Below are 25,273 nucleotides of genomic sequence, written 5' to 3'. Positions count from 1 at the left end.
CGCTCGTGAAAACTATCACAAGGCCTCCCCGCGGACCCAAACCGCAGGTCAGACGGGGTCCGTGACGCCGGCCGGACGGTGCACACGGGGCAGGAGGAAGGTCAGACCCGCGGTGGCGGCGGTGGCGACGAGGAGCACGACCAGCACCCAGGCGCCGGTGTAGAGGCTGGCCAGCACGGTGCCGAAGGCGACCAGCGCGGCCCAGAGCCACATGATGAAGACCGCGCGCCGCTGCGAGTGCCCGATCTCCAGCAGCCGGTGGTGCAGGTGCTGCTTGTCGGGGGCGAAGGGAGAGCGGCCGGCCCGGGTGCGGCGCACCACCGCCAGCACCAGGTCGAGCAGCGGGATGACGAGGATGGAGATCGGCAGCAGCAGCGGCAGCAGGGTCGGCAACAGGCTGGCCTGACCGCCCGAGGCGCCCTGGGAGATGTCGGCGCCGGCGAACTGGCCGGTGAGGGTGACCGCGGAGGCCGACAGGACCAGCCCGATGAGCATCGACCCGCTGTCGCCCATGAAGAGGCGGGCAGGGTTGAAGTTGTGGGGCAGGAAGCCGGCGCACGCGCCCGCCAGGGCCACGGCCAGCAGGGCCGCCGTCGTGGCGCGAGGCGCGTTGTTGGCCACCGTGAGCTGGTAGCAGAAGGCGAAGAAGGCCAGCGCCCCGATGCCCACCACGCCGGCGGCCAGCCCGTCGAGGCCGTCGACGAAGTTGACCGCGTTGACGGTCGCCACCACCACGAAGCCGGTGAGCAGCGCCCCCTGGGCGGGGTCGAGGGAGAACACGGTGCCGTCGGTGGTCGGGAAGAAGTAGAACTGCACGCCGAAGGCGATGAGGAAGCCGGCGGCGAGCACCTGGCCGCCGAGCTTGGTGAGCGCGTCGAGCTCGAAGAGGTCGTCGAGGACGCCGACGGCGCAGATCAGTGCGCCGGCGATGAGCACGATGCCGGCGTCGCGGAAGACGAAGGCGCCGCTCGCGGAGAGGAACGGCAGCTCGCGCGCCACCAGGTAGGCCGCGACGAGGCCCCCGAGCATGGCCAGCCCCCCGAGGTAGGGGATCGGCTCGTCGTGGACGTCGCGGTCGCGCACCCGGGCGACGGCGCCCGTGCGCAGGGCGATCTCGCGGGCGATGACGGTGAGCAGGTAGGTGACCGCAGCGGCGACCAGGAAGACCAGGACGTACTCGCGCACGGCTCTCGTCAGTCCCCGTGGGTCAGGGTCGCACCGAGCGGCTCGAGCACCTCGTTGAGCTGCTCAAGCGACAGGGCGCCGAGCCGGAGCACCCGACCCTGGGCGCCGGTGACGTCGACGATCGTGGAGCTCTCCCCCACCGGGGACTCCCCCGCGTCGACGATGACGGCGACGTCCTCACCGAGCATCTCCTCGGCCTGGTCGGCGTCGGTGGCCGCGGGCATCCCCGTCTTGTTGGCCGAGCTGACGGCCAGCGGGCCGGTGCGCTCGAGCACCTCCCGCGTCAGCTCGTGGTCGGGCATGCGCAGCGCGACGGTGGCCCGGGTGTCACCGAGGTCCCACTGCAGGGAGCCCTGCTGGTGGCACACCAGGGTGAGCGGTCCGGGCCAGAAGGCCTCGACCAGGGCGCGGGCGTAGCCGGGGATCTTGGTGGCCAGCGCGTCGATCGTCGTCGCCGAGCTGACCAGCACCGGCGGGGGCATCTCACGACCCCGCCCCTTGGCGGCCAGCAGCTCGCGGACCGCGGCCGGGTCGAAGGCGTCGGCGGCGATGCCGTAGACGGTGTCGGTGGGCAGCACGACCAGCAGGCCGCGCTGGACGGCGAGGGTCGCGGCCTCGACGGCCTCCTCGCGCTCCTCGTCGGTGGTGGTGGCGTAGCGCAGCTTGTCAGTCATCGCCGCTCATCGTGCCAGTCTCGCGGTCGTGAAGCGCGCACGCCCTGCCAGGTCGGTGTGGTCGCGCACGTCGGCCCACCGCCCGGCGGCCACGAAGACGGCCGGCGCGGACTCCCCCTGCACGTCGGCGTGCTCGGCGCCCACGACGCCACCGGGGCGCAGCAGCCGGGCCGCCCGCACCGCGAGCACGCGCATCGCGTCGAGCCCGTCGTCGCCGGAGAAGAGCGCCAGGTGGGGGTCGTGGTCGCGGGCCTCGGGGGCCACCGACTCCCACGCCTCCAGCGGCACGTAGGGCGGGTTGCAGCTGATCACGTCGACGGTGCCCCGCAGGTCCTCGAAGGCCGTGGCCATGTCGCCGCGGCGCAGCTCCACCCCGGTGCCCGACAGGTTGCGCTCGGCCCAGGCGTGGGCGCCCTCGTCGAGCTCCACGGCGTGCACCCGCGCGCCGGGCACCTCGTCGGCCAGCGCGCGGGCGATGGCGCCGGAGCCCGTGCAGAGGTCGACCACCACGGGCTCACGGCCCTGCGCCAGCACCGCGCGGGCGGCGTCGACCGCCCACCCGGCCAGCAGCTCGGTCTCCGGGCGGGGCACGAAGACCCCGGGGCCGACGGCCAGCTCGACGTGGCGGAACGCCGCCGAGCCGGTGAGGTGCTGCAGCGGCTCGCGCGAGGCGCGGCGCGCCACCAGGGCGTCGTACGCCGCGAGGGCCGGGCCACCGACCCGGTCGACGAGCACCAGCCGGCCGCGCGTGGTGCCCAGCACGTGCGCCAGCAGAGCGTCGGCGTCGTGCTCGGGCGAGGCGACCCCCGCCTCGCGCAGGCGCGTGCTGGCCGCGGCGAGCACCTCGCGGCGCGCCCGGTCGGGCCCGGGGCCGGCGCTGGTCACCTCAGTCCTCGAGCGCGGCGAGCCGCGCGGCCAGGTCGGCCTCGACGCTGGAGGCGATGACGGGCTCGAGGGCGCCGTCGAGCACCTGGTCGAGGTTGTAGGACTTGTAGCCGGTGCGGTGGTCGGAGATGCGGTTCTCGGGGTAGTTGTAGGTGCGGATCCGCTCGGAGCGGTCGACGGTGCGGACCTGGCTGCGACGGGCGTCGCTGGCCTCGGCGTCGGCGGCCTCCTGGGCCACGGCCAGCAGCCGGGCCCGCAGGATGCGCAGTGCCTGCTCCTTGTTCTGCAGCTGCGACTTCTCGTTCTGGCAGCTGGCCACGATGCCGCTCGGCACGTGGGTGATGCGCACCGCGGAGTCGGTGGTGTTGACGCTCTGGCCGCCCGGGCCGCTGCTGCGGAAGACGTCGATGCGCAGGTCGTTGTCGTCGAGCTGCACGTCGACCTGCTCGGCCTCGGGGAGCACGAGCACCCCGGCGGCGCTGGTGTGGACCCGCCCCTGCGACTCGGTCACCGGCACCCGCTGGACGCGGTGCACCCCGCCCTCGAACTTCAGCAGGGCGTAGGGCGCCTCCCCCGGCTCCGGGGTGCCCTTGGCCTTCACCGCGACGGTGACCGACTTGTAGCCGCCCAGGTCGGACTCGGTGGCGTCGAGGACCTCCAGGGCCCAGCCACGGGTCTCGGCGTAGCGGGTGTACATCCGCAGCAGGTCGCCGGCGAACAGCGCCGACTCCTCGCCGCCCTCGCCGGACTTCACCTCCAGCAGGGCGTCCTTGTCGTCGGCGGCGTCGCGGGGCACCAGCAGCCGGCGCAGCCGCTCCTCGGCCACGACGCGGCGGGCCAGGAGCTCCTCGGCCTCCGCCGCGAAGGCGGGGTCCTCGGCGCCGAGCTCGCGGGCCGCCTCGGCGTCCTCGCCCAGACCGGTCCACTCTCGCCAGGCGGCGATGACCGAGGACAGGGCGGCGTAGCGCTGGTTGAGGCGCTTGGCCAGCCGGGCGTCGGCGTGGGTCTCGGGCGCGGCGAGCCGGCGCTCGAGCTCGGCGTGCTCGCCGAGCATGCCCTCGACTGCCTCGAACACGGAGCCTCCCGGGTGCTGTGAGCGGTGCTGGTGCGGCGTGGGTCGGAGAACCTGGTGGTACGACACGAGCGCCGGCCCCCGTCACGGTGGACGGGGACCGGCGCTCGAGGAGGACTACTTCTTGGCAGCCTTGGCGTAGCGGGCCTCGAAGCGGGCGACGCGGCCGCCGGTGTCGAGGATCTTCTGCTTGCCGGTGTAGAAGGGGTGGCACTGCGAGCACACGTCGGCGCGGATCTCGCCGGACTCCTTGGTGCTGCGGGTCGTGAACTGGGCGCCGCAGGTGCAGGTGACCTGGGTGTCCACGTAGGTCGGGTGGATGTCGCTCTTCATGCTGTCCTCATCTCCTGTTCCCGTCTCCGGGAGGGCGCCGGGTCGTCGGCGCGGGATGCGCGGACGTGAACCGGTGCCAGGTGGTCATTGTGCCAACGTCGGGCCCGGCGTCCCAATTCCCTGCCGCGCCGAGCGCTCGGGCAGGCGCACCACCACCGTGGTGCCGCGCCCCTCCTCCGAGGTGATCCGCACGTCGCCGCCGTGCTTGTCGACGATGGTCTGCACGATGCGCAGCCCGAGGCCGGTGCCGGCGATCTCGTTGTCGACGGCGTTGGAGGCGCGGAAGAAGCGGCCTCCCAGCTGGTCGACCTCGTCGGCGGGGATGCCGATGCCGCTGTCGCTCACCGTCACCCGCACCATGGCCTCGTGCGCGCCGGCCGCCACCGTCACCACCGAGCCCGGCCGGCTGAACTTCACGGCGTTGCCGATCACGTTGAGGAAGGCCCGCGCCAGCATCGCGCGGTCCATCAGCACCCACAGCGGGTCCTCGGGCTCCTCGACCTCCACCCTCAGGTCGCGACCGGCCGCCGTGATGGCCACGTCGGTGAGCACGTCGCGCAGCAGCAGGCGCACGTCGCCCTGCTCGAGGCTCGTGCTGCGGGCCTCGGCCCGCGACAGCGTGAGCAGGTCGTCGATCAGCAGCCGCAGGCGGGCGACGTTGCGCGTGGTCGCCTCCAGCATGCGCTGGTGACGGGGGCCCATCGCGTCCTCGAACTCCTCGGCCACCATCTCCAGGTAGCCGCTGATCGTCGTCAGCGGCGTGCGCAGCTCGTGGGAGACGTTGGAGACGAAGTCGTCGCGCGCCGTGTCGAGCTCGCGCAGCTCGTCGTGGATGTGGGCCTCCACGGCCCGCGCCCGGGCCTGGGCGTCGGCGAGCTCGTTGAGCGCCGCCGCGACGGCGCGGACCTCGCGGGTGCCGCCGTCGCCGGCCCGCACCTCGAGGCGACCCGCGGCCATGTCCTGCACGACCGTCTCGAGGTCCTGCAGCGGCCGGGAGAGGTCGCGGCGCAGGTCACGGCGCGCGCGCGTCACCACCAGTCCGGCCAGGGCGGTGAGGAGCAGGGTCGCCGCGATGGTCGCGCCCACCAGCCACCAGGCCCGGGTGCGGGCCTGCGCGGTGAGGTCGTCGAAGGCCCGCGCGGTGACGGCGTGCTCCGCGCGGTAGCGGGAGAAGAGGTCCTGGCCCAGGGCGAAGCGCGCGGGGTCGAAGGTCTCGGGTCCGCCGGGGGCGGCGGCACGCGGGTCGGCGTACTGGTCCCGCCAGCGCTGCCCGGCCTCGAGCTCCGAGGCCAGGAGCGGCTGGAGGTCGGGCTCGGAGGCCGCGAAGTCGGCGACGTCCCGCTCGTGGCCGGGCAGGCGTGCGGCGGCCTCGCGGTAGTCCGCCAGCGCCGCCGCGTCGCCGCTGCGCGCCCACGCACCGACCGCGGACTCCAGGTCGGTGAGGTCCTGGAGCACCTCCTGGTGGGACTCCGCCGCGGGAGTCACCTCCGAGGTCACGCGCGAGACCGCCTGGGCGGCCAGCAGCATCCCGCCCACCGCGACGACGGCCAGGGCCACCACGACGACCAGCAGCCGGCGCACCACCAGGCCGACGAGGTCCTCGACGCTCGCGGCGTGCGCCCCGCTCCGCCTCATCGGGTGCGGGTGAGCAGGGCCTCCACACGCGACGCCAGCTCGCGCGGGCTGAACGGCTTGGTGATGTAGTCGTCGGCACCGGAGTCGAAGCCCGACTCGACGTCGGACTCCTGCGCCCGAGCGGTCAGCAGGATGACGGGCAGGTCGGCCAGCGACGGGTCGGCCCGGATGGACTTGATCGCGTCGAGGCCCGAGACCCCCGGCATCATGACGTCGAGCACGGCCAGGTCGGGGCGCGAGGCCTGGCAGGCGGCCACCGCGGCCGCGCCGTCACCGACGGCGGTGATCTCGTGACCGAGCATGCTCAGCTTGAACTCGACGAGCTCTCGGATGTCGACGTCGTCGTCGGCCACCAGGATGCGGGCCACGTGGTCAGCCTTTCGGGAGTTGCACGGCAGGACGGGTCGAGGGGAGCCGCCAGCGTAGCCGTCCTCGGCCCGGCGCGCGCCGGAACGTCCCTCCCCCGGGCGCACGGGGGCCGCCGGTCCGGACCGGTGACGGCCCGGACCAGCGGCCGCGGGCGCTCAGGCCCGGCCGCGACCGGTGGGAGCCGCAGCGGCGGTGCGCTGGACCTGCATGAGCAGCTCGATGTTGGTCGAGGTGCCCCGCAGCCGCTCCAGCAGCAGCTCCTGGGCGGCCTGCGGCTCGAGGGCGGCCAGCTCGTGACGCAGGGCCCACACGATGTCGACCTCCTCGGCGCCCATGAGCAGCTCCTCGCGCCGCGTGCCCGACCGCGCCGCGTCGACCGCCGGGAGCAGCCGCTTGTCGGCCAGGTCGGTGCGCAGCCGGATCTCGGCGTTGGCCGTGCCGGCCAGCTCCTCGAAGATCAGCTCGTCGATCGGGGAGCCGCTCTCCACGACCGCCGTGGCGAGGATCGTGAGGGACCCGCCGTCCTCGACGTTGCGGGCGGCGCCGAAGAACCGTGTCGTGGGGTGCAACGCGGCGGCGTCGACGCCACCGGGCAGCACCCGCCCGCTCGAGGGCAGCGAGAGGTTGTAGGCGCGGCCCAGCCTGGTCAGTCCGTCGAGCAGGACCACGACGTCGTGGCCGAGCTCGACGAGCCGCTTGGCCCGCTCGATCGCGAGCTCGGCGACCATCGTGTGGTCGCTCGGCGGGCGGTCGAAGGTCGAGGCGATGACCTCGCCCTTCACCGACCGCTCGAAGTCGGTGACCTCCTCGGGACGCTCGTCGACGAGCACGACCATCAGGTGGCACTCGGGGTTGTTGGTGCTCACCGAGCGCGCCACCGACTGCAGCACCGTCGTGCGGCCGGCGCGGCCCGGGGCCGCGAGCAGCGCCCGCTGCCCCTTGCCCAGCGGGGCGGTGAGGTCGAGGGCACGGCCCACGACGTCGGCACGGCCGGTCTCGAGCCGGAGCCGCTCCTCGGGGTGCACCGGCGTCAGCGCCGCGAACTCCACGCGGTGGCGGGCCGTGTCGGGCTCGGCGCCGTTGACGGAGTCGATGCGCACCATCGGGTTGAACTTCTCCTTGCGCTCGCCCTCGCGGGGCTGGCGCACCTGCCCGACGAGCGCGTCACCGCGTCGCAGCCCGAACTTGCGGACCATCGACAGCGACACGTAGACGTCGTCGGTGCCCGGCAGGTAACCGCTCGTGCGGACGAAGGCGTAGTTGTCGAGCACGTCGAGGATGCCGGCCGCCGGCACGAGCACGTCGTCGTCGAGCACCTGGGTGTCGGGCTCGTTGCGCCCGCCGCCCGCCGCGCGCGGACCCCGCTCGCGGTCACGTCCCCGGCGGCGGCGGTTGCGCCCCGTGCCGCCCTCGTCGTCCTGCTGCTCGGCGCCCTGGCCGTCGCGGTTCTGGCCGTCGCGGTTCTGGCCGCCCTGGTCCTTGCCGCCCTGGTCCTTGCCGCCCTGGTCCTTGCCGCCCTGGTCGTTGCCACCCTGGCCACCCTGGCCACCCTGGCCACCCTGGTCGTTGCCGCCCTGGCCGCGCTGGTCCTTGCCCTGCTGCCGGTCCTGCTGCCGGTCCTGCTGCCGGTCCTGCTGCCGGTCCTGCTGCCGGTCCTTGCTGCCCTGGTCGTTGCCGCGCTGGTCCTTGCCCTGCTGGCGGTCGTTGCCGCCCTGGCCCCGGTGGTCCTTGCCCTGCTGGTCCTGCTGTCCCTTGCCGGACTGCTTGCCCTGCTGGTCCTGGTCCTGCTGGCCACGGCCCGCCTGCTTGTCCTGACCGCGCTGCTGAGGGTCCTGCTGCCGGTCCTCCTGGCGGTCCTGCTGTCGGTCCTGCTCCCGCGCGGCCGGGGCGTCCGGGGCCGGCTGGTCGGCCGCCCCGGTCGCGGCGCGCTCGGCACGCCGCTCGCGCACCCGGGCCGAGCGGCTCTCCTGGCGCACCTGGGTCGTGCCGCCCGGGCCGGCCTCGGCGGCCGCGACCGGCGCCGGGTCGGCGGCCGCGCCGTCGGTCGACCCGCCGGCGGTCGGTGCGCCGTCCGACGGGGCGGCCGTCTCGCCGGCGCCCGCCGTACGCCGCGAGCGCGTGGCGCGCGGCGGGGTCTGGGCGAGAGCGTCCGCCGCCGGGCCGGCCGCACCGGCCGACTGGGCCGAGCGGATCGCGTCGACGAGCTGCGCCTTGCGCATCCCGCCCGCGCCAGCGACGCCCATGCCGGCCGCCAGCGCCTTGAGGTCGGCGAGCAGCATGGAGTTGAGCCCACCTCCGCGCTTGCGGGGGGCGTCGCCACCTGCGGGCGCGGGCGAGGTGGGGTCCGGGGTGTCCGTCACGTGAAGGTCCTTGCCACGTATCGATGCGGGGTCCTCGGCCGGGCGCGGAGAGGCCGGCGACCGAGGGTCTGGCTCCCCCGTGGGGCGTCCGACGGCCGGGATCCGGTCGTGCGGACGATCCGCCGGTGAGGACGGGGATCGGGGGAGGTTCCGCGCCCGAGAGGCCGAGCAGGCTGGGGGCGATGCCCCCGGTGCCGGCCGAGAGAGCTGCGGCGTGCGGTCAATGTAGCACCGCGTCGGCCCCGCGGGGCCGGGGATCAGGAGACGCGGACCCCGTCACGGTCCACCGCGACGTAGGACGCCTCCCACCCGCGCGGCGCGCGGTCGAGCACGGCACGCACCGCGGCCGGGCGACCCGCCTCCGCGAAGGCGAGCACGGTCGGCCCGGCGCCGGAGACCACCGCGGGCACGCCGTCGGCGCGCAGGGCGTCGACGAGCGCCACCGAGTCGGGCATGGCGGGCCGGCGGTAGTCCTGGTGCAGGTAGTCGCGCGTGGCCCGCAGCAGCTGCTCGGGCTGGCTGGCCAGCGCGGCGACCAGGAGCGCCGTGCGCCCTGCGTCGGCGGCGGCGTCGGCGTGGGGCACCTCGGCGGGCAGCAGGCCCCGGGCGACCTCGGTCGACAGCGGGGTCGGCGGCACGAGCACCACCGCGCCGACCCGCGGGTCGACCGGCGAGGTGACGGCGTAGAACCCCTCGTCGTCGTGACCGGAGATCACGAAGCCGCCGTAGAAAGCCGGGGCGACGTTGTCGGGGTGGCCCTCGATCTCGGCGGCGAGACGGAAGAGCGCGTCGTCGTCGAGCAGCAGGGAGCCGCCGGCCACCAGCGCGCGGGCCAGGCTGACGCCCGCCACGATGGCGGCCGAGGAGGAGCCGAGACCGCGGGCGTGGGGCACGACGTTGCGGCAGGTCAGGCGAAGCCCCGGCGGCTCGGCGCCCATGAGGCCGAGCGCGGCCCGCATCGAGCGCACCACCAGGTGGGTCTCGTCGCGCGGCACGTCGGCCGCGCCCATGCCCTCGACGACCACCTCCAGACCCGAGGCCACGACCTCGGCGCTGAGCTCGTCGCGCAGGTCGAGCGCGAGGCCGAGGGAGTCGAAGCCGGGGCCGAGGTTGGCCGAGGTGGCCGGCACCGAGACGTGCACGGGCCCGTCGACGAAGCGGGTCACGCCGCCCTCAGGCCAGGCCGGCGGCCTGCGCCGCCGAGGAGACGTCGGCGTCGACCACGGTGTCGACCAGCGGACCCACACCCTCGAGGGCCGTCGCGGTGTCCTTGAGCCCGTGGCCGGTCACGGTGACCACCACCGTCGCACCCGCGTAGGACTCCCCCGCCTCGAGCTCCTGCAGCAGACCGGCCACGCCGGCCGCCGAGGCCGGCTCGACGAAGACGCCGTCGTGGGTGGCCAGCAGCCGCTGGGCGGCCAGGATCTGCTCGTCGCTCACCGCGGCGAATCGACCGCCCGACTCCTCGGCCGCGGCGACCGCGAGGTGCCAGGACGCGGGGTTGCCGATGCGGATCGCGGTCGCCTTCGTCTCGGGGGCCGGGAACGGCGACCCGGTCACCAGGGGGCTCGCGCCCTCGGCCTGGAAGCCGCGCATGACCGGGCGGCGGGTGGCGACGCCCTGCTCGGCGTACTGGCGGTAGCCGAGCCAGTAGGCGGAGATGTTGCCGGCGTTGCCGACCGGCAGCAGGTGGTAGTCGGGGGCGTCGCCGAGGAAGTCGACGATCTCGAAGGCCGCGGTCTTCTGGCCCTCGAGGCGCACCGGGTTGACGGAGTTGACCAGGGCGACGGGGTAGTCCTTCGCCAGCCCCTGGGCGATGGCCAGGCAGTCGTCGAAGTTGCCGCGCACCATGATGACCTGGGCGCCGTGGAGGATGGCCTGGGCCATCTTGCCGGCGGCGATCTTGCCCTCGGGCACGAGCACGAGCGGCTTGAGGCCGGCCTTGGCGGCGTAGGCGGCCATCGAGGCCGAGGTGTTGCCGGTCGAGGCGCAGACCACGGCCTCGGCGCCCTGGTGCTTGGCCACCGAGATCGCGGCGGTCATGCCACGGTCCTTGAAGGACCCCGTGGGGTTGTCGCCCTCGACCTTGAGGTGGACCTCGGCGCCGGTGAGGCCGGAGAGCCAGCCGGAGTGGACCAGGGGCGTGCCGCCCTCGCGCAGGGTCACCGCCGGGGTGCCCTCGGGGAGGTCGAGCAGGTCGCGGTACTCCTCGATCACCCCGCGCCACTGGTGGGTGCGGACCGGGGTCCTGGGGGCCGTGGTCGTCATTCCGCAACTCCTTCGACACGCATGACGGAGGTGACGTCACGCACGATGTCCATGGTCCTGAGGTGCGCCACGGTGGCGCTGAGCTGGGCGTCGGTGGCCTCGTGGGACACCACGACCAGCTGGGCGTCGTCGCCGCGACCCTCCTGGCGCACGGTCTGGATCGACACGTCGTGCTCGGCGAAGGCCAGCGCGACCGTGGCGAGCACGCCGGCGCGGTCGTCGACGTCGATCGCCACGTGGTAGCGGGTGCGGCTCTCGCCCATCGACAGCACGGCGCGCGCGGCGTAGGCCGACTCCCCGGCGCCGCGGGTGCCGGCGAGGCGGTTGCGGGCGACGGTCACGAGGTCGCCGAGCACCGCCGACGCCGTCGGCGACCCGCCGGCGCCAGGGCCGTAGAACATCAGCTGGCCCGCGGCCTCGGACTCCACGAAGACCGCGTTGTAGGCCTCGCGCACCGAGGCCAGCGGGTGGGAGCGCGGGATCATGGCCGGGTGCACGCGCACGGCCACGGCGTCCTCGCCGCCGTCGGCACCCGGGCGCAGCTCGCAGATCGCCAGCAGCTTGACCACGCTGTCCATGTCGCGCGCCGAGGCGACGTCGGCCGCGGTCACCTCGGAGATGCCCTCGCGGTGCACGTCGGAGGCGGTGACACGGGAGTGGAAGGCCAGGGAGGCCAGGATCGCGGCCTTGGCCGCGGCGTCGAAGCCCTCGACGTCGGCGGTGGGGTCGGCCTCGGCGTAGCCGAGGTCCTGGGCCTCCTGGAGGGCGTCGCCGAAGCCGGCGCCCGAGGTGTCCATCTTGTCGAGGATGAAGTTGGTCGTGCCGTTGACGATGCCGAGCACCCGGGTGACCGTGTCACCGGCCAGCGACTCCCGCAGCGGGCGCAGGATCGGGATCGCCCCGGCCACCGCGGCCTCGTAGTAGATGTCGCGGCCGGCCTTCTCGGCGGCCTCGAAGAGGGTCGGTCCGTCCTCGGCCAGCAGGGCCTTGTTGGCGGTGACCACGCTCGCGCCGTGCTCCAGGGCGCTGAGGATCAGGCCCCGGGCCGGCTCGATGCCGCCGATGACCTCGACCACGAGGTCGACGTCGTCACGGGCCACCAGCGCCGCGGCGTCGGTGGTCAGGAGCCCCTCGGGCACCTCGACCTCGCGCGCCGCGTCGAGGCGCCGTACGGCGACCCCCACCAGCTCCACCGGGGCGCCCACGCGCGCCGCGAGGTCGCCCGCCTGCTCCTGGAGCAGCCGCACCACCTGCGACCCGACCGAGCCGCAGCCCAGCACCGCCACACCGAGCGACTTGTCGCTCTCCTTCACTCGAGACCACCCACGTCGGTTGCCAACAGATCGTCCTCAGTCTCGCGTCGTACCACGACGCGCGCGACCCCGTCCCGCACCGCGATCACGGGCGGGCGGAGCGCGTGGTTGTAGTTGGAGGCCATCGACCGGCAGTAGGCGCCGGTGCCGGGCACGGCCAGCAGGTCTCCGGGGGCGACGTCGCCGGGCAGGAACTCGTCCTTGACCACGATGTCGCCGGCCTCGCAGTGCTTGCCGACGACACGGGCGAGCACGGGCGGGGCGTCGGAGACGCGCGAGGCGAGCGTGCAGGAGTAGTCGGCGTCGTAGAGCGCCGTGCGGATGTTGTCGCTCATGCCGCCGTCGACCGAGACGTAGGTGCGCACCGCTCCCCCGTCGAGCCGCACCGCCTTGACCGTGCCGACCTCGTAGACGGTGCACATCGCGGGGCCCGCGATGGCCCGGCCGGGCTCGATCGACAGGTGGGGCTCGGCGATCCCCAGCGCGCGGCACTCGTGGGCCACGATCGCCGACATCTCCGCGGCCAGGCGTGCGGGCTCGGCCGGGTCGTCCTGCGTGGTGTAGGCGATGCCGAAGCCCCCGCCGAGGTCCATCTGCGGCATCGTCGCGCCGAGCTCGGTCGCGACCCGGGCGTGCAGGGCCAGCACTCGCTTGGCCGCGACCTCGAAGCCGGCGGAGTCGAAGATCTGCGAGCCGATGTGGGAGTGCAGGCCGAGGAGCTCGAGCCCGGGGGCGTCGAGCACGCGGCGCACCGCCTCCAGCGCGTCACCGGAGGTGATGGAGAAGCCGAACTTCTGGTCCTCGTGGGCCGTGGCGATGTACTCGTGGGTGTGGGCCTCCACGCCCGCCGTCACCCGGACCATCACGCGCGCCGGCAGTCCCTCGCGGGCCACGACCGCCGCCAGCCGCTCGATCTCGTCGAAGGAGTCGACGACGACCCGGCCGATGCCCAGGCGCACGGCGCGCTCCAGCTCGCCGACGGTCTTGTTGTTGCCGTGCAGCTCGACGCGCGCCATCGGGAAGCCGGCGCGCTCGGCGACGCTCAGCTCGCCGCCCGAGCAGACGTCGAGGCCGAGGCCCTCCTCGGCGATCCAGCGCGCGGCGGCGATGCTGAGGAAGGCCTTGCCGGCGTAGAAGACGTCGTAGTCGGCGAAGGCGTCGCGGAAGGCCCGGGCCCGGCCACGGAAGTCGGCCTCGTCCAGCACGTACGCCGGGGACCCGTGCTCGGCCACGAGGTCGCTCATCGCGACGCCACCGACCTCCAGCACGCCGTCGCTCTTGCGCGCGGTGGTCGACCAGAGGTGGGTGACCAGGTCGTTGGGGTCGCTGGGCTCGCGCAGCCACGAGGGACCGCGGGGCCCCTCGGCGTGGGCCCAGCCGGCCTCGTGCGCCCTCACATCCGCTCCGGGGCGCTCACGCCGAGCAGGCCGAGGCCGTTGGCGAAGACCACCCGGGTGGCCGCCACCAGGGCCAGCCGGGCGCGGTGCAGGTCGTTGGGCTCCTCGTCGCCGAGCGGCAGCACCCGGCAGCTGTCGTAGAAGCGGTGGTAGACCCCCGCCGTGTCCTCCAGGTAGCGCGCGACCCGGTGGGGCTCGCGCAGCTCGGCCGCGCTGGCCACCACGCGCGGGAGCTCGGCGAGCGCGCGCAGCAGCTCGCCCTCCCGCTCGTGGGTGAGCAGGTGCATCGCGTCGCCGGGCTCGAGGCCGAGGGCCGCGGCGTTGCGCAGGATCCCCGAGACGCGCGCGTGGACGTACTGCACGTAGTAGACGGGGTTGTCGTTGCCCGACTTGGCCCACAGGTCGAGGTCGAGGTCGATGTTGGAGTCGGAGCTGTAGCGGGCCAGGGCATAGCGCGCGGCGTCCTTGCCGATGGCGCCGACCAGGTCCTCCAGCGTGATGACCGTGCCGGCCCGCTTCGACATGCGCACGGGCTCGCCCTCCTTGAGGAGGTTGACCATCTGGCCGATGAGGATCTCCAGGTTCTCCCCCGGCCGGTCGCCGAAGGCGGCGCACATCGCCATCATCCGACCGACGTAGCCGTGGTGGTCGGCGCCCAGCATGATCAGGCAGCGGTCGAAGCCGCGCTCCCGCTTGTCGAGGTAGTAGGCGAGGTCACCGGAGATGTAGGCGCCCTGACCGTCGGACTTGATGATCACCCGGTCCTTGTCGTCGCCGAACTGCTCGGTGCGCAGCCAGACGGCGCCGTCGGCCTCGTAGGTGTTGCCCATCTCGGTGAGCCGCGCGATGGCCCGCTCCACGGCCCCGCTGCGGTGCAGGTCGTCCTCGTGGAAGTAGACGTCGAAGTCGACGCCGAAGTCGTGGAGGCTGGCCTTGATCTCGGCGAACATCATGTCGACACCGACGGCGCGGAACACCTCCTGCGCCTTCTCGTCGTCGAGGTCGCGCACCTCGGGCCGCTGCTCCGCCACGGCCGCCGCGATGTCGTGGATGTACTGGCCGCCATAGCCGTCCTCGGGCGCGGGCCGTCCCTGCGCGCTCGCCAGCAACGAGCGGCTGAACCGGTCGATCTGCGCTCCGTGGTCGTTGAAGTAGTACTCCCGGGTGACCTCGGCACCGGTCATCGTGAAGATCCGACCCAGGGCGTCACCGACAGCAGCCCAGCGCACCCCGCCGATGTGGATGGGGCCGGTGGGGTTCGCGGAGACGAACTCGAGGTTGATCCTCTCGCCGGCGAAGGCCTGGCTCGCGCCGTAGCGGTCGCCGGCCGCGAGCACGTCGAGGGCGACGCGGCCCTGAGCACCGGCCTCCACGGTGATGTTGAGGAAGCCCGGCCCGGCGATCTCGACCTCGCCGACGCCGTCGACCGCACCGAGGCGCGCGGCGACCAGCTCGGCCAGGGCCCGCGGGTTGGTGCCGGCCCTCTTGGCCAGCTGGAGCGCGACGTTGGTGGCGTAGTCACCGTGCCCCTTCTGCCGGGGTCGCTCCACCGTGACGCTGGTCGGGACGCCCTCGGGGAGGGTCAGCGAGCCCTCGTCGACGAGGGCCGACAGGACGTCGACGATGGTGGCGGAGAGCTGCTCGGGAGTCACCGGTCAAGGGTAACGAGGTCGGGCGGTCGACCCGACCACGGTCTCGCGGGCCCGTGGCGGCCCGGCTTCGACGCCGGGCCGGCCTGGTTGTAGGGTTCGGAACCGCGCCGCTGGTCGGCGTGAGCGCCTCCGTAGCTCAGGGGATAGAGCACTGGTTTCCGGTACCAGGTGCCGCAGGTTCGAATCCTGCCGGGGGCACACCTTCTCCTTTCTCGCGTCGCGTCCGGTTCTCAGGGGCGCGGCACCGTCGTGGTCTGGACCGCCGGACGTGTGACCTAACTTCCACGTCAGCCCGGCGTTCACTCAGCAACGAGGGGTCTCGGGGTCCCTCGGCCCGGGAGGCGCACCCGGCCGCACGGCCTCACGCGCCCCTCCCGGCCGGCCCCCACTCGCTGACGAAAGCAGGAACAGTGAAGACGACCCTTCGACGGGCGGTCGCGGTCTCCGCGGTCTGCGCCGCCGGCCTCGCCGGCACCCTGACCACCCCCACGACGGCCACGGCCGAGGACGCCCCCTCCGCCCGGGCCGAGCGCCGGCTGACCGACTTCGGCATGAAGGCCAACGTCTACGGCACCAAGGTGCTGCTGGGCGGCGTGGAGCTGAAGAGCCTCAAGGACGCGCGCGCCAACCAGCCCTGCACCCGCACCGCCGGACTCTCCGACGTCGTGGGCTCGCTGCTCAGCACCGACACGCTCCCCGTCCCCGACGACCTGGTCCACCTCTCCCCCAGCACCAGCAGCTACGAGACCTACGAGACCGCGGGTCGCACGGGAGTGCGCGGCATCAACACCATCGCCGACATCGCCATCGGCGGCGAGGTCGTCGACGATCTCGCCATCCCGACCCTCAGGATCGAGGGGCTGCGCTCGGTCGCCGACTCCTTCTACGACCGCTCCGCCGTCGACGCCCGCGGCGCCCGCGGCGCCTACGGCACCGACCACTCCTTCGGCTTCGAGGGCATCTCGTTGGACTACGACGACACGGTGGTCGAGGGCACCCCGCTCGCCGACCTGCTCGACATCGTCAACGACGCCACGGCCCCCGTCTCCCAGGTCGTCGACCAGCTCGTCGAGCTGCTGTCGTCGGTCGCGGGCAACACAGTCGAGATCCCCGGCCTCGGCTCGATCGGGCTCGGTCGCTCCGGCGGCACGGTCGGGAAGACCTTCGCCACCTCGGAGACCTACGCGCTGAAGATCGACGTCGACCCCAGCGAGGCGGCCAACGACTCGGTGACGACGCTCCAGCTGGGCCGCGCCAAGACCCGCATCTCCAGCCCCGTGCGCTCGGGCGTCTTCCGCTCCACCGTCATGGGCCTCGACCTCTTCGCCGGCAACGACCTGCTGCACATGGGGGGCATCGGCACCCAGACCATCCCCTGCGAGGGCACCGGCGGCGACGTCCGCACCAAGACCGTCGAGCAGGCCCAGGTGCTGCTCGGGGGCCTGGTCACCCTGACCGGGCTGGAGTACAAGTACTCCGGCGAGCAGCTGCCCCGCGGACGCGCGCGCTCCATGGTGGCCAGCAACCTCGGCCGGCTCGAGATCCCCTCGGCCGGCCTGGTCATCACCGGCATCGGCTCGCGCATCGACCTGCTGAGCAAGGGCGCCGGCACGAAGGTCGCCCGCACGGTCGAGGTCAAGGTCGCCGACATCCTGCTCGACGGCGAGTCGATCAAGCCCGACGACCTCTCCCTCGGCGACCAGGTGCTCTTCGGCGACAACGGCGTCATCACCTTCGGCCGCATCCCCGCCGGCGGCAGCAACTTCTACGGCACCGAGGTCAGCGCCATCTCCGTGCGGATCCCCGGCGTCATCGACCTGATCGACGTCGGCTGGGCCGGCTCACGCATCTATCCGCGCTGACCCTCCCCGGCCTCCCAGCAGCACCCCGACAGCACACCGGCAGCACCCCAGCAGCACCCCGACGCCGGGGCGGCACCGCCGCCCCGGCGTCGCCGTGTCCGGCACCGTCCCCGCACACCCGCCCGGGGGAGCCCCGCGCCGGCTCCGGTGCGGGTATCGTTCGACCATGCAGGAGCGCCCCTTCACCAGCACCCTCGACTCCGGTGTCCTCACCGTGAGCGGGAGCATCGACGAGTACGCCGTCATGACGCTGCGCAACCAGATCGCCGCACACTCCGCCGACTACACCGGCCGGGTCGTGATCGAGCTCAGCGACGTCGACTACCTCCCCAGCGTCGCGATCGGCGTGCTGGCTAAGGCCATGTCGCAGGCCCGACGCGCCGGCGGGTCAGTCGAGCTGGTCGCCCGGCGCGACACCCTGGCCCAGAGGATGCTCACCGTCGTCGCCCTCCCCTACCGGGAGTCGCCCGACGACGAGGAGCCCGACCCGTCAGGCGCCCCGGGTGCCGTCGCCTGAGCCAGTGCGGCCACCGGTCAGGGCGCAGCTCGCCCTGCCCTTCACCGTCGACTCCGTCACCGAGGCCCGGCACCGGCTCGGTGACCAGCTCGAGGCCGCCGGGGTCAACCGTGTGACCGTGCAGACCGCGTGCGTCATCGTGAGCGAGCTGGTCGCCAACGGCGTCCGGCACGGACGCGGCGGGGCCAGGCCGGCCCTCGAGGTCGCGTGGGAGACCCGCGGCGAGGACCTCGTCATCTCGGTGGCCGACGGCGGGGGTGCCTCACTGCCCGTCGTGCGACCGCCCGACCTCGACTCCGACTCCGGGCGCGGGCTGATGATGGTCGCCGGTCTGAGCCGACGGTGGTCCTACGACACCTCGCGCGGCACCACGGTGCGCGCCGAGATCGAGCTGGGCTGAGCGCGGCCCACCGGCTCAGCAGCCGCGGGGCAGGGTCGCGTCCTGACGGGCGGCGTCACCGAGCCGGCGGGCGACCGGTACGTCGGGCAGCACGACGCTGGCCGCTCCGACCTGACCCAGGGCGCCCGGCACGACGCACGTCGTGATCCTGCTCCGGTCGACCTGCGCCACCGCCTGCGCCAGGCGGAACAGCTCGACCGGAGAGGCGTCGGTGGCGGTGTGACGGAGCACCGTCGCGACACCGCGCTCGAGGAAGCCCGGCCGGTCGGCGCGCTCCGCGATCGCGGCGTGGATGCCGCGGAGCACCCGCTGCTGGTTGGCGGAGCGGTCGAAGTCGCCGCCCGCGAGACCCTTGCGGATCCGGGCGAAGGCCATCGCGCCGTAGCCGTCGAGGCGGATGCGGCCCGCCTCGAAGCCGAGGGGCTTGAGGTCGGGGTCGGAGAAGGCGCGCGGGTTGCCCACCTCGATACCGCCGATGTCGTCGACCATGTCCTCGAAGAAGGGGAAGCGGGTGACCATCACGTAGTCGGGCTCGATCCCGACGAGGTCGCCCACCGTGCGGGCGAGCAGCTGCGGGCCGCCGTAGGTCAGCGCGGCGTTGACCCGGTCGGAGCCGAAGCCGGGGATCGGCACGTAGGAGTCGCGCGGCACGCCGATCGACGCGGCGGCGCCGGTGCGGGTGTCGAGACCCACGAGCTGGAGAGCGTCGCCGCGCACCCGGGTCATGTCCTCACCGGGCCGCGCGTCGGAGCCCACGGCGAGGATCCACACGACATCGGGGGTGAGGTCGACCGCCTGGGCGCGCCGCACCTCCACGAGCACCGCCTGCGGGCTGCTCACCGCCGAGCCGGGCACCGTGAGTGCGGCCAGCACCAGCACCGCGGCCAGCACCACCCGGCGCCAGCCGCGTCGCGCGGCCCCGCCGGCCGACCTCCCGACCTGCTCCTGCGAGCCCGTCATCGTGCGCCCTCCCCCTCACGCGCCGGCTCGCGCGCCGGCTCACGTGCCAGGCGCCCCTGGGTCAGGTCGTAGGCGAAGACCCGCCAGGCGTCACCGTCCCAGGTCAGGGAGAGCCGCCCCTGCACGCGACGCGCGACCTGCTCGTCGGCGCCGCTCAGCGGCACGTAGTCGAGCAGGACCCGTGCGGTCGCGCCGCGCACGCGCCCGCCGTGGGCCAGCAGGTCCACCACGACCCGCTGCCGCGCGGCACGGACCGCGTCGACCCCCTCGCCCAGCGAGGCCGCGCTGGTGCGGGCCCGCTCTGCCCGCGCGGCCTCGCGCGCCCCCGCGGTGAAGCCGGGGAAGGCGTCACGGACGTCGGAGCGGGGCCAGGGACCGTCGAGGAAGGCCGCGGCGTACCAGTCGGCCACGACCTGGCCGACCCGCTGCACGACACCCTCGCGGCGGGCCGCCGGCAGTCGTCCGACGACCTCCCCGGTCCGCACGACCACGGGCGCCGACGCGGGGCCGGTGGCTCGCGGGGCCGACGACGCACCGGCGGCCGACGACGCACCGCCGTCGGGGGCCTCGTCGGTGCAGGCCCCCGTCGTCAGCAGCAGGGCGAGGGCGAGCGCCCCGGCGGCCCGACGTGCGGACCGCGCTCGGCGCGCGCGCCCGGGCGGCCTCGGCGACACGCCGGGGGCCGTGGGCGGGAGGGGCATCATCGGGTCGTCGTCCTCTCGTGGGCGCCGTGGTGGCGGGGCGCGCGTCGTCCAGTGACCCCGGGCCGGGTGTGGTGCGGCTAACACCCTGCCCGAAAGGTGACCTCAACCTCGGCATTTGCCGGGTCGGGGGACTAGCCTGGACCACGGAAAACCACCCACCCCGCGCGCTCCCGGAAGAGGCGAAGCAAGTCGTGCCGCAGTCCCCTGGCAACAAGTCTCCACACCCCACCACCACCACGGAGCCGCCTGCGGACTTCGGCGCCAACGAGTGGCTGGTCGAGGAGATGTACGACCAGTACCAGGCCGACCCGTCGAGCGTCGACGCGACGTGGGTGACGTTCTTCAAGAACGGCGGCGCCGAGGCCGTGCTCGGCAACGGCAACGGCTCGAGCAACGGAGCAGCAGCCGCGAAGGCGCCCGCCGAGAAGCCCGCCGCGAAGGCTCCCGAGAAGGCCGCCGCGCCCGCCCCGGCGAAGGCCCCGGCCGCCGCGCCGGCCCAGCCCGCTGCGAAGGGCTCCGACTCCCCCGCCCCGGTCGCCAAGCCGCGGCCGGCCGGCAAGGCCGCCGAGCCCGCGAAGGGCACCAGCAGCCCGGTGCCGAAGGAGTCGCGCCCGGCGGAGCCGTCGCCGGCCAAGGACGAGCCCACCTACACCGTCCTGCGCGGCGCCCCCGCGCGCACGGCGCAGAACATGGACGTGTCGCTGACCGTCCCCACCGCCACCTCCGTGCGCTCCGTGCCGGTCAAGCTGCTGTGGGACAACCGCACCGTCATCAACAACCACCTCGCCCGCGCCCGCGGCGGCAAGGTGTCGTTCACCCACCTGATCGGCTACGCCCTGGTGCAGGCGGTGAAGTCGATGCCGGAGATGAACGTCGGCTTCGACACCGTCGACGGCAAGCCCAACCTGATCACCCCCGCCCACATCAACCTGGGCCTGGCCATCGACGTGCCCAAGCCCGACGGCAGCCGTCAGCTGCTCGTGCCGGCCATCAAGGCCGCCGAGACCATGGACTTCGCCGGCTTCTGGACCGCCTACGAGGACATCGTCGCCAAGGCGCGCGACGCCAAGCTCACCGTCGCCGACTTCCAGGGCACGTCCATCTCGCTGACCAACCCCGGCGGCATCGGCACCAGCCACTCCGTGCCGCGCCTGATGAAGGGCCAGGGCGCCATCATCGGCGTCGGGGCCATGGAGCTCCCCCCGGAGTGGCAGGGCGCCTCCGACGAGGCCATCAGCCGCAACGGGATCAGCAAGGTCATGACGCTGACCTCGACCTACGACCACCGCGTCATCCAGGGCGCGCAGTCGGGCGAGTTCCTCAAGCGCGTGCACGCCCTCCTGCTGGGCGGCAACGACTTCTACGACGAGATCTTCCGGTCGCTGCGCATCCCCTACGAGCCGATCCGCTGGAGCAAGGACATCTCCACGTCGCACGACGACGAGATCTCCAAGCAGGCGCGCATCCTCGAGCTGATCCACGCCTACCGGGTGCGCGGCCACATGATGGCCGACACCGACCCGCTGGAGTACCGCCAGCGCAGCCACCCCGACCTCGAGGTCGAGTCGCACGGGCTGACCCTGTGGGACCTCGACCGCGAGTTCGCGACCGGCTCCTTCGGTGGCTCGGGCCGTCGCTTCATGAAGCTGCGCCAGATCCTGGGGATCCTGCGTGACTCCTACTGCCGCACCACCGGCATCGAGTACATGCACATCATGGACCCCGAGCAGCGCCGCTGGATCCAGGAGCGCGTCGAGGTGCCCCACACCAAGCCGCCGCGCGAGGAGCAGCTGCGCATCCTGCTCAAGCTCAACCAGGCCGAGGCCTTCGAGACCTTCCTGCAGACCAAGTTCGTCGGGCAGAAGCGCTTCAGCCTCGAGGGCGGCGAGACCACGGTGCCCGTGCTCGACGAGATCTGCGAGGCCGCGGCCGAGTCGGGCCTCGACGAGGTCGCCATCGGCATGGCCCACCGCGGCCGGCTCAACGTGCTGGCCAACATCGTGGGCAAGAACTACTCCCAGATCTTCCGCGAGTTCGAGGGCAACATCGACCCGCGCACGGTCCAGGGCTCCGGCGACGTGAAGTACCACCTCGGCGCCGAGGGCGAGTTCGAGTCCGGCACCGGGGAGAAGATCAAGGTCTCCGTCGCCGCCAACCCCTCCCACCTCGAGGCGGTCGACCCGGTGCTCGAGGGCATCGCGCGCGCCAAGCAGGACGTGCTCGACCAGGGCGCGGCCTACCCCGTGCTGCCCCTGCTGGTGCACGGCGACGCGGCGTTCGCGGGTCAGGGCGTGGTGGCGGAGACGCTCAACCTGTCCCAGCTGCGCGGCTACCGCACCGGCGGCACGATCCACCTGGTCGTCAACAACCAGGTCGGCTTCACCACCTCGCCGGGCTCCTCGCGCTCCTCGCTCTACTGCACCGACGTGGCCCGGATGGTCCAGGCGCCGATCTTCCACGTCAACGGCGACGACCCCGAGGCGTGCATCCGCGTCGCCCGACTGGCCTTCGAGTACCGCCAGGCCTTCAACAAGGACGTCGTCATCGACCTGGTGTGCTACCGCCGCCGCGGCCACAACGAGGGCGACGACCCGTCCTACACCCAGCCGCTGATGTACGACCTGATCGAGCAGAAGCGCTCGGTGCGCAAGCTCTACACCGAGTCGCTCATCGGTCGTGGCGACATCACGATCGAGGAGGCCGAGCAGGTCCTGCGCGACTACCAGCAGCAGCTGGAGCGCGTGTTCACCGAGGTGCGCGAGGCCACCGGCCAGCCCTCGGAGTGGACCACCGTGCCGGACTACCCGGACAAGCCCGCCGGCGAGACCCAGACCGCGGTCACCCTCGAGGTGCTCAAGCGGATCTCCGACGCCTACGTCACCCCGCCCGACGGCTTCACGGTCCACCCGAAGGTCATGCCCCAGCTCCAGCGCCGGGCCAAGGCCATCACCGAGGGCCCCATCGACTGGGGCACCGGCGAGATCCTCGCCTTCGGCTCGCTCCTCATGGAGGGCCGTCCGGTCCGCCTGGCCGGCCAGGACTCGCGCCGCGGCACGTTCGTGTCGCGCTTCGGCACGATCATCGACCGGGTCAACGCCAACGAGTGGACGCCCCTGGCCAACCTCACCGAGGACCAGGCCCGCTTCTACCTCTACGACTCGCTGCTCAGCGAGTACGCCGCGCTCGGCTTCGAGTACGGCTACTCCGTGGCCCGCCCCGAGGCGCTGGTGCTGTGGGAGGCGCAGTTCGGCGACTTCGTCAACGGGGCGCAGACCGTCATCGACGAGTTCATCAGCTCGGGCAAGACCAAGTGGCGCCAGGAGTCGGGCGTCGTGCTCCTGCTCCCCCACGGCTACGAGGGACAGGGACCCGACCACTCCTCGGCGCGCATCGAGCGCTTCCTCACCATGGCCGCCGACGAGGCCTTCGTCGTCGCCCAGCCCTCGACGCCCGCGTCGTACTTCCACCTGCTGCGGCAGCACTCGCTGGGCTCGACCCACCGCCCGCTCATCGTCTTCACGCCGAAGTCGATGCTCAAGCGCAAGGAGGCCGCCTCGCGGCCCGAGGAGTTCACCGAGGGGTCCTTCCGGCCCTTCATCCCCGACGCCGAGGCCGACGCCGAGAAGGTCGACACGCTGCTGCTGTGCTCGGGCCGTGTCACGTGGGACCTCATGGTCGACCGGGCCAAGCGCGAGGGCGCCGAGCGCTTCGCGATCGCCCGCGTGGAGCAGCTCTACCCGCGCCCCGAGGAGGAGATCCGGGCCGAGATCGCCCGGTTCCCCCGCCTCAAGCAGGTCCGGTGGGTGCAGGACGAGCCGCTCAACAACGGCCCGTGGCCCCACTACGCCCTCAACGTGTGGCCGGGCGTCGACGCCCAGGTGGAGGCCGTCACGCGGGCGGAGTCGTCCTCGCCGTCGGTCGGCACCGTCAAGCGCCACATGGCCGAGCAGAAGGACCTGCTCGACCGCGCGTTCGCCTGACATGTACTTCACCGACCGCGGGATCGAGGAGCTCGAGCGACGCCGGGGGGACGAGGAGGTCACCCTGGCGTGGCTGGCCGAGCGGCTCCAGGAGTTCACCGACACCCACCCGGAGTTCGAGACCGCCGTCGAGCGGTTCTCCACCTGGCTGGCCCGTCTCGACGACCCCGACGACTGAGCGGCACGACGAAGGGGCCCGATCCGGTGACGGATCGGGCCCCTTCGTCGTGAGGACGGGTGCCGGACTACCGCTCGTCGACCTCGGGGAGGGGCTCGACGTGCTCCGCCGAGGCACGGCGAGCGGCGTCGCGCAGCTCGAAGACCTCGGTGGCGAGCCCGCCCAGGGCACCGGCGACGTCCTTGACGGCGCCGGTGAGGATGGTCGCCACCTCACCGACGGTCGTCGCGGTCGCCTCCACGGCGCCCTGGAGGGCGTCCTTGCGGATCTCGCTCTTGCTCAGCTGGTCCTTCATGGGCCCGGTCATGCTCCCTAGTCTGACCCGAGGAGCCTCAGGCGGCCAGGCGGCGGCGCAGGAAGCCGGGCACCAGGGCCTTGAGGTCGGACGGGGAGTCGGGCAGGGCGTAGCGGCAGATCTTCTTGGCCACGCTGCCCAGCTGGCGCCCGAGCGGCCCGGTGTTGTAGTCGATCCCGTAGCGCTCGCAGATCTCGCGCACGTCCTCGGCGATCTCGGGGTAGCGGCGGGCGGGGATGTCGGGGAAGAGGTGGTGCTCGATCTGGTGCGACAGGTTGCCGGTCATCACGTGGAAGAGCCTGCCGCCGGTGATGTTGGCCGAGCCCAGCAGCTGGCGGTAGTACCAGTGACCACGCGACTCGTCCTCGCACTCCTCCTCGGAGAAGGTCGCCACCCCGGCCGGGAAGTGCCCGCAGAAGATGATGTTGAAGGCCCACACGTTGCGCACCAGGTTGGCCACGGCGTTGCCGGCCAGCGTCATCGGGAAGAGGGGGCCGGTGAGGGCCGGGAAGAGCAGGTAGTCCTTCAGCGCCTGGTTGCGGACCTTGCGCATCAGGCCGGGGTAGATCTTCTTGTTCTCCTCCAGCGTGCGCTTGCCGGCCACGAGGTTCTCGACCTCGAGGTCGTGCATGGCCACGCCCCACTCGAAGAAGACCATGAGCAGCGCCGCGTAGACCGGGTTGCCCAGGTAGTAGGGGTGCCACTTCTGGTCGTCGTCCATGCGCAGGATGCCGTAGCCGATGTCACGGTCCTTGCCCAGGATGTTGGTGTAGGTGTGGTGGATGTAGTTGTGCGAGTACTTCCACTGGTCGCTGGGGCACACGTTGTCCCACTCGTACATGCGCGAGCTCAGGCCGGGCTCGTTCATCCAGTCGTACTGCCCGTGCATGACGTTGTGGCCGATCTCCATGTTGTCGAGGATCTTCGACACGCTGAGCGCGGCCACGGCCAGCGGCCACGCCGGCGGCACGTAGAACAGCGCGCGCCCGGCGACCTCGAAGCCCCGCTGCACCTTCACGACGCGGTGGATGTAGTCACGGTCCTCGTCGCCCAGCGAGGCCAGCACGCGCTGGCGGATGGCGTCCATCTCGTCGCCGAAGTCCTTGAGCTGGGCCGCGGTGAGGCGGTGGAACGCGGCGTCGCCGGGCACGACGGGGCGCTCGGCGCGGGCGGCGCTCGCTCCGCTCGTGGTCGCGGTGGTCACGGTGGTCTCGTTCAGGGTGGCGGTCATGGT

General features: G+C 73.2%; 22 protein-coding genes and 1 tRNA gene. 6 read left to right on the top strand and 17 right to left on the bottom strand.

All coding sequences use genetic code 11. The annotated features are described in order from the left end of the window. Positions 1-48: 48 nt before the first annotated feature. The 13 genes from ASF50_RS06575 to argS all read right to left on the bottom strand — a co-directional run bounded on the left by ASF50_RS06575 (position 49) and on the right by argS (position 15,143). Positions 49-1,185 carry a glycosyltransferase family 4 protein gene (locus ASF50_RS06575; protein WP_056864118.1) on the bottom strand — a complete coding sequence of 379 codons (1,137 nt, stop codon included), beginning with the start codon at positions 1,183-1,185 and terminating at the stop codon, positions 49-51. Positions 1,186-1,193: 8 nt separating this feature from the next. Then, a complete protein-coding gene (locus ASF50_RS06570; RefSeq protein WP_056864117.1) occupies positions 1,194-1,859 on the bottom strand; it encodes an L-threonylcarbamoyladenylate synthase in 666 nt (221 codons plus the stop codon). A 6-nt stretch (positions 1,860-1,865) separates the two neighbouring features. Beyond that, positions 1,866-2,744: a peptide chain release factor N(5)-glutamine methyltransferase gene (gene prmC / locus ASF50_RS06565; RefSeq protein ID WP_200920040.1), complete on the bottom strand. Its 879-nt coding sequence runs from the start codon at positions 2,742-2,744 to the stop codon at positions 1,866-1,868. A gap of 1 nt (position 2,745) precedes the next feature. Then, on the bottom strand, positions 2,746-3,819 hold the full coding sequence (gene prfA, locus ASF50_RS06560) for a peptide chain release factor 1 (protein ID WP_056864115.1): 1,074 nt from the start codon (positions 3,817-3,819) through the stop codon (positions 2,746-2,748). Between the two features lie 114 nt (positions 3,820-3,933). Continuing rightward, positions 3,934-4,149, bottom strand: coding sequence for a 50S ribosomal protein L31 (rpmE, locus tag ASF50_RS06555; protein ID WP_056864114.1), 216 nt, complete (start codon positions 4,147-4,149; stop codon positions 3,934-3,936). Between the two features lie 84 nt (positions 4,150-4,233). Continuing rightward, on the bottom strand, positions 4,234-5,784 hold the full coding sequence (locus ASF50_RS06550) for a sensor histidine kinase (RefSeq protein ID WP_056903840.1): 1,551 nt from the start codon (positions 5,782-5,784) through the stop codon (positions 4,234-4,236). Next, positions 5,781-6,152 carry a response regulator transcription factor gene (locus ASF50_RS06545; RefSeq protein WP_082500230.1) on the bottom strand — a complete coding sequence of 124 codons (372 nt, stop codon included), beginning with the start codon at positions 6,150-6,152 and terminating at the stop codon, positions 5,781-5,783. Before ASF50_RS06545 ends, ASF50_RS06550 begins: the two co-directional genes overlap by 4 nt. A 156-nt stretch (positions 6,153-6,308) precedes the next feature. Continuing rightward, positions 6,309-8,513, bottom strand: a complete 2,205-nt coding sequence (rho, locus tag ASF50_RS06540; protein ID WP_082502830.1) for a transcription termination factor Rho — start codon at positions 8,511-8,513, stop codon at positions 6,309-6,311. 257 nt (positions 8,514-8,770) lie between these two features. Next, positions 8,771-9,679, bottom strand: a complete 909-nt coding sequence (gene thrB / locus ASF50_RS06535; protein WP_056864111.1) for a homoserine kinase — start codon at positions 9,677-9,679, stop codon at positions 8,771-8,773. A 7-nt stretch (positions 9,680-9,686) separates the two neighbouring features. After that, positions 9,687-10,781, bottom strand: a complete 1,095-nt coding sequence (gene thrC, locus ASF50_RS06530) for a threonine synthase (RefSeq protein ID WP_056864110.1) — start codon at positions 10,779-10,781, stop codon at positions 9,687-9,689. Beyond that, positions 10,778-12,094, bottom strand: a complete 1,317-nt coding sequence (locus ASF50_RS06525; RefSeq protein ID WP_056864109.1) for a homoserine dehydrogenase — start codon at positions 12,092-12,094, stop codon at positions 10,778-10,780. Before ASF50_RS06525 ends, thrC begins: the two co-directional genes overlap by 4 nt. Further along, positions 12,091-13,491: a diaminopimelate decarboxylase gene (lysA, locus tag ASF50_RS06520; protein ID WP_056903838.1), complete on the bottom strand. Its 1,401-nt coding sequence runs from the start codon at positions 13,489-13,491 to the stop codon at positions 12,091-12,093. Before lysA ends, ASF50_RS06525 begins: the two co-directional genes overlap by 4 nt. Then, positions 13,488-15,143: an arginine--tRNA ligase gene (gene argS / locus ASF50_RS06515; protein WP_056864107.1), complete on the bottom strand. Its 1,656-nt coding sequence runs from the start codon at positions 15,141-15,143 to the stop codon at positions 13,488-13,490. The genes lysA and argS overlap by 4 nt, the downstream gene beginning before the upstream one ends. Positions 15,144-15,268: 125 nt before the next feature. On the opposite strand from argS, the gene ASF50_RS06510 reads away from it, so the two are divergent. The 4 genes from ASF50_RS06510 (at position 15,269) to ASF50_RS06495 (ending at position 17,922) form a co-directional block, all read left to right on the top strand. After that, positions 15,269-15,341: transfer RNA gene (locus ASF50_RS06510), tRNA-Arg, on the top strand. A gap of 212 nt (positions 15,342-15,553) precedes the next feature. Further along, on the top strand, positions 15,554-17,005 hold the full coding sequence (locus ASF50_RS06505; RefSeq protein ID WP_056903837.1) for a hypothetical protein: 1,452 nt from the start codon (positions 15,554-15,556) through the stop codon (positions 17,003-17,005). Between the two features lie 166 nt (positions 17,006-17,171). Beyond that, positions 17,172-17,522 (top strand): STAS domain-containing protein, encoded by a 351-nt coding sequence (locus tag ASF50_RS06500; RefSeq protein ID WP_056864105.1) that lies wholly within the window; start codon positions 17,172-17,174, stop codon positions 17,520-17,522. A 4-nt stretch (positions 17,523-17,526) separates the two neighbouring features. Beyond that, complete coding sequence (locus ASF50_RS06495; protein ID WP_056864104.1) at positions 17,527-17,922, top strand: ATP-binding protein; 396 nt, start codon at positions 17,527-17,529, stop codon at positions 17,920-17,922. 15 nt (positions 17,923-17,937) lie between these two features. On the opposite strand, the gene ASF50_RS06490 is transcribed toward ASF50_RS06495, so the two are convergent. Further along, positions 17,938-18,882 carry an LCP family protein gene (locus ASF50_RS06490; protein WP_082502828.1) on the bottom strand — a complete coding sequence of 315 codons (945 nt, stop codon included), beginning with the start codon at positions 18,880-18,882 and terminating at the stop codon, positions 17,938-17,940. Further along, entirely contained in the window at positions 18,879-19,586 is a 708-nt protein-coding gene (locus ASF50_RS06485) for a hypothetical protein (RefSeq protein ID WP_056903836.1), read from the bottom strand. Before ASF50_RS06485 ends, ASF50_RS06490 begins: the two co-directional genes overlap by 4 nt. Positions 19,587-19,777: 191 nt before the next feature. Between ASF50_RS06485 and ASF50_RS06480 the strand changes: the two genes are divergently transcribed. Both ASF50_RS06480 and ASF50_RS19430 read left to right on the top strand, forming a co-directional pair. Next, a complete protein-coding gene (locus ASF50_RS06480) occupies positions 19,778-23,566 on the top strand; it encodes a multifunctional oxoglutarate decarboxylase/oxoglutarate dehydrogenase thiamine pyrophosphate-binding subunit/dihydrolipoyllysine-residue succinyltransferase subunit (protein ID WP_056903835.1) in 3,789 nt (1,262 codons plus the stop codon). 1 nt (position 23,567) lies between these two features. Next, complete coding sequence (locus ASF50_RS19430) at positions 23,568-23,744, top strand: DUF6104 family protein (protein ID WP_165699040.1); 177 nt, start codon at positions 23,568-23,570, stop codon at positions 23,742-23,744. Positions 23,745-23,811: 67 nt separating this feature from the next. Here the strand turns inward: ASF50_RS19430 and ASF50_RS06475 are convergent, their stop codons facing one another. Both ASF50_RS06475 and ASF50_RS06470 read right to left on the bottom strand, forming a co-directional pair. Continuing rightward, positions 23,812-24,051: a hypothetical protein gene (locus ASF50_RS06475; protein WP_235557570.1), complete on the bottom strand. Its 240-nt coding sequence runs from the start codon at positions 24,049-24,051 to the stop codon at positions 23,812-23,814. A 25-nt stretch (positions 24,052-24,076) separates the two neighbouring features. Beyond that, positions 24,077-25,270, bottom strand: a complete 1,194-nt coding sequence (locus ASF50_RS06470; RefSeq protein WP_082502826.1) for a fatty acid desaturase family protein — start codon at positions 25,268-25,270, stop codon at positions 24,077-24,079. Between the last annotated feature and the right edge of the window lie 3 nt (positions 25,271-25,273).

The organism is Nocardioides sp. Leaf307, assembly GCF_001423135.1.
Classification (GTDB): Bacteria; Actinomycetota; Actinomycetes; order Propionibacteriales; family Nocardioidaceae; genus Nocardioides; species Nocardioides kribbensis.
The sequence above is the reverse complement of the archived record's forward strand: the minus strand, read 5'-3'. Positions and strand labels throughout refer to the sequence as shown.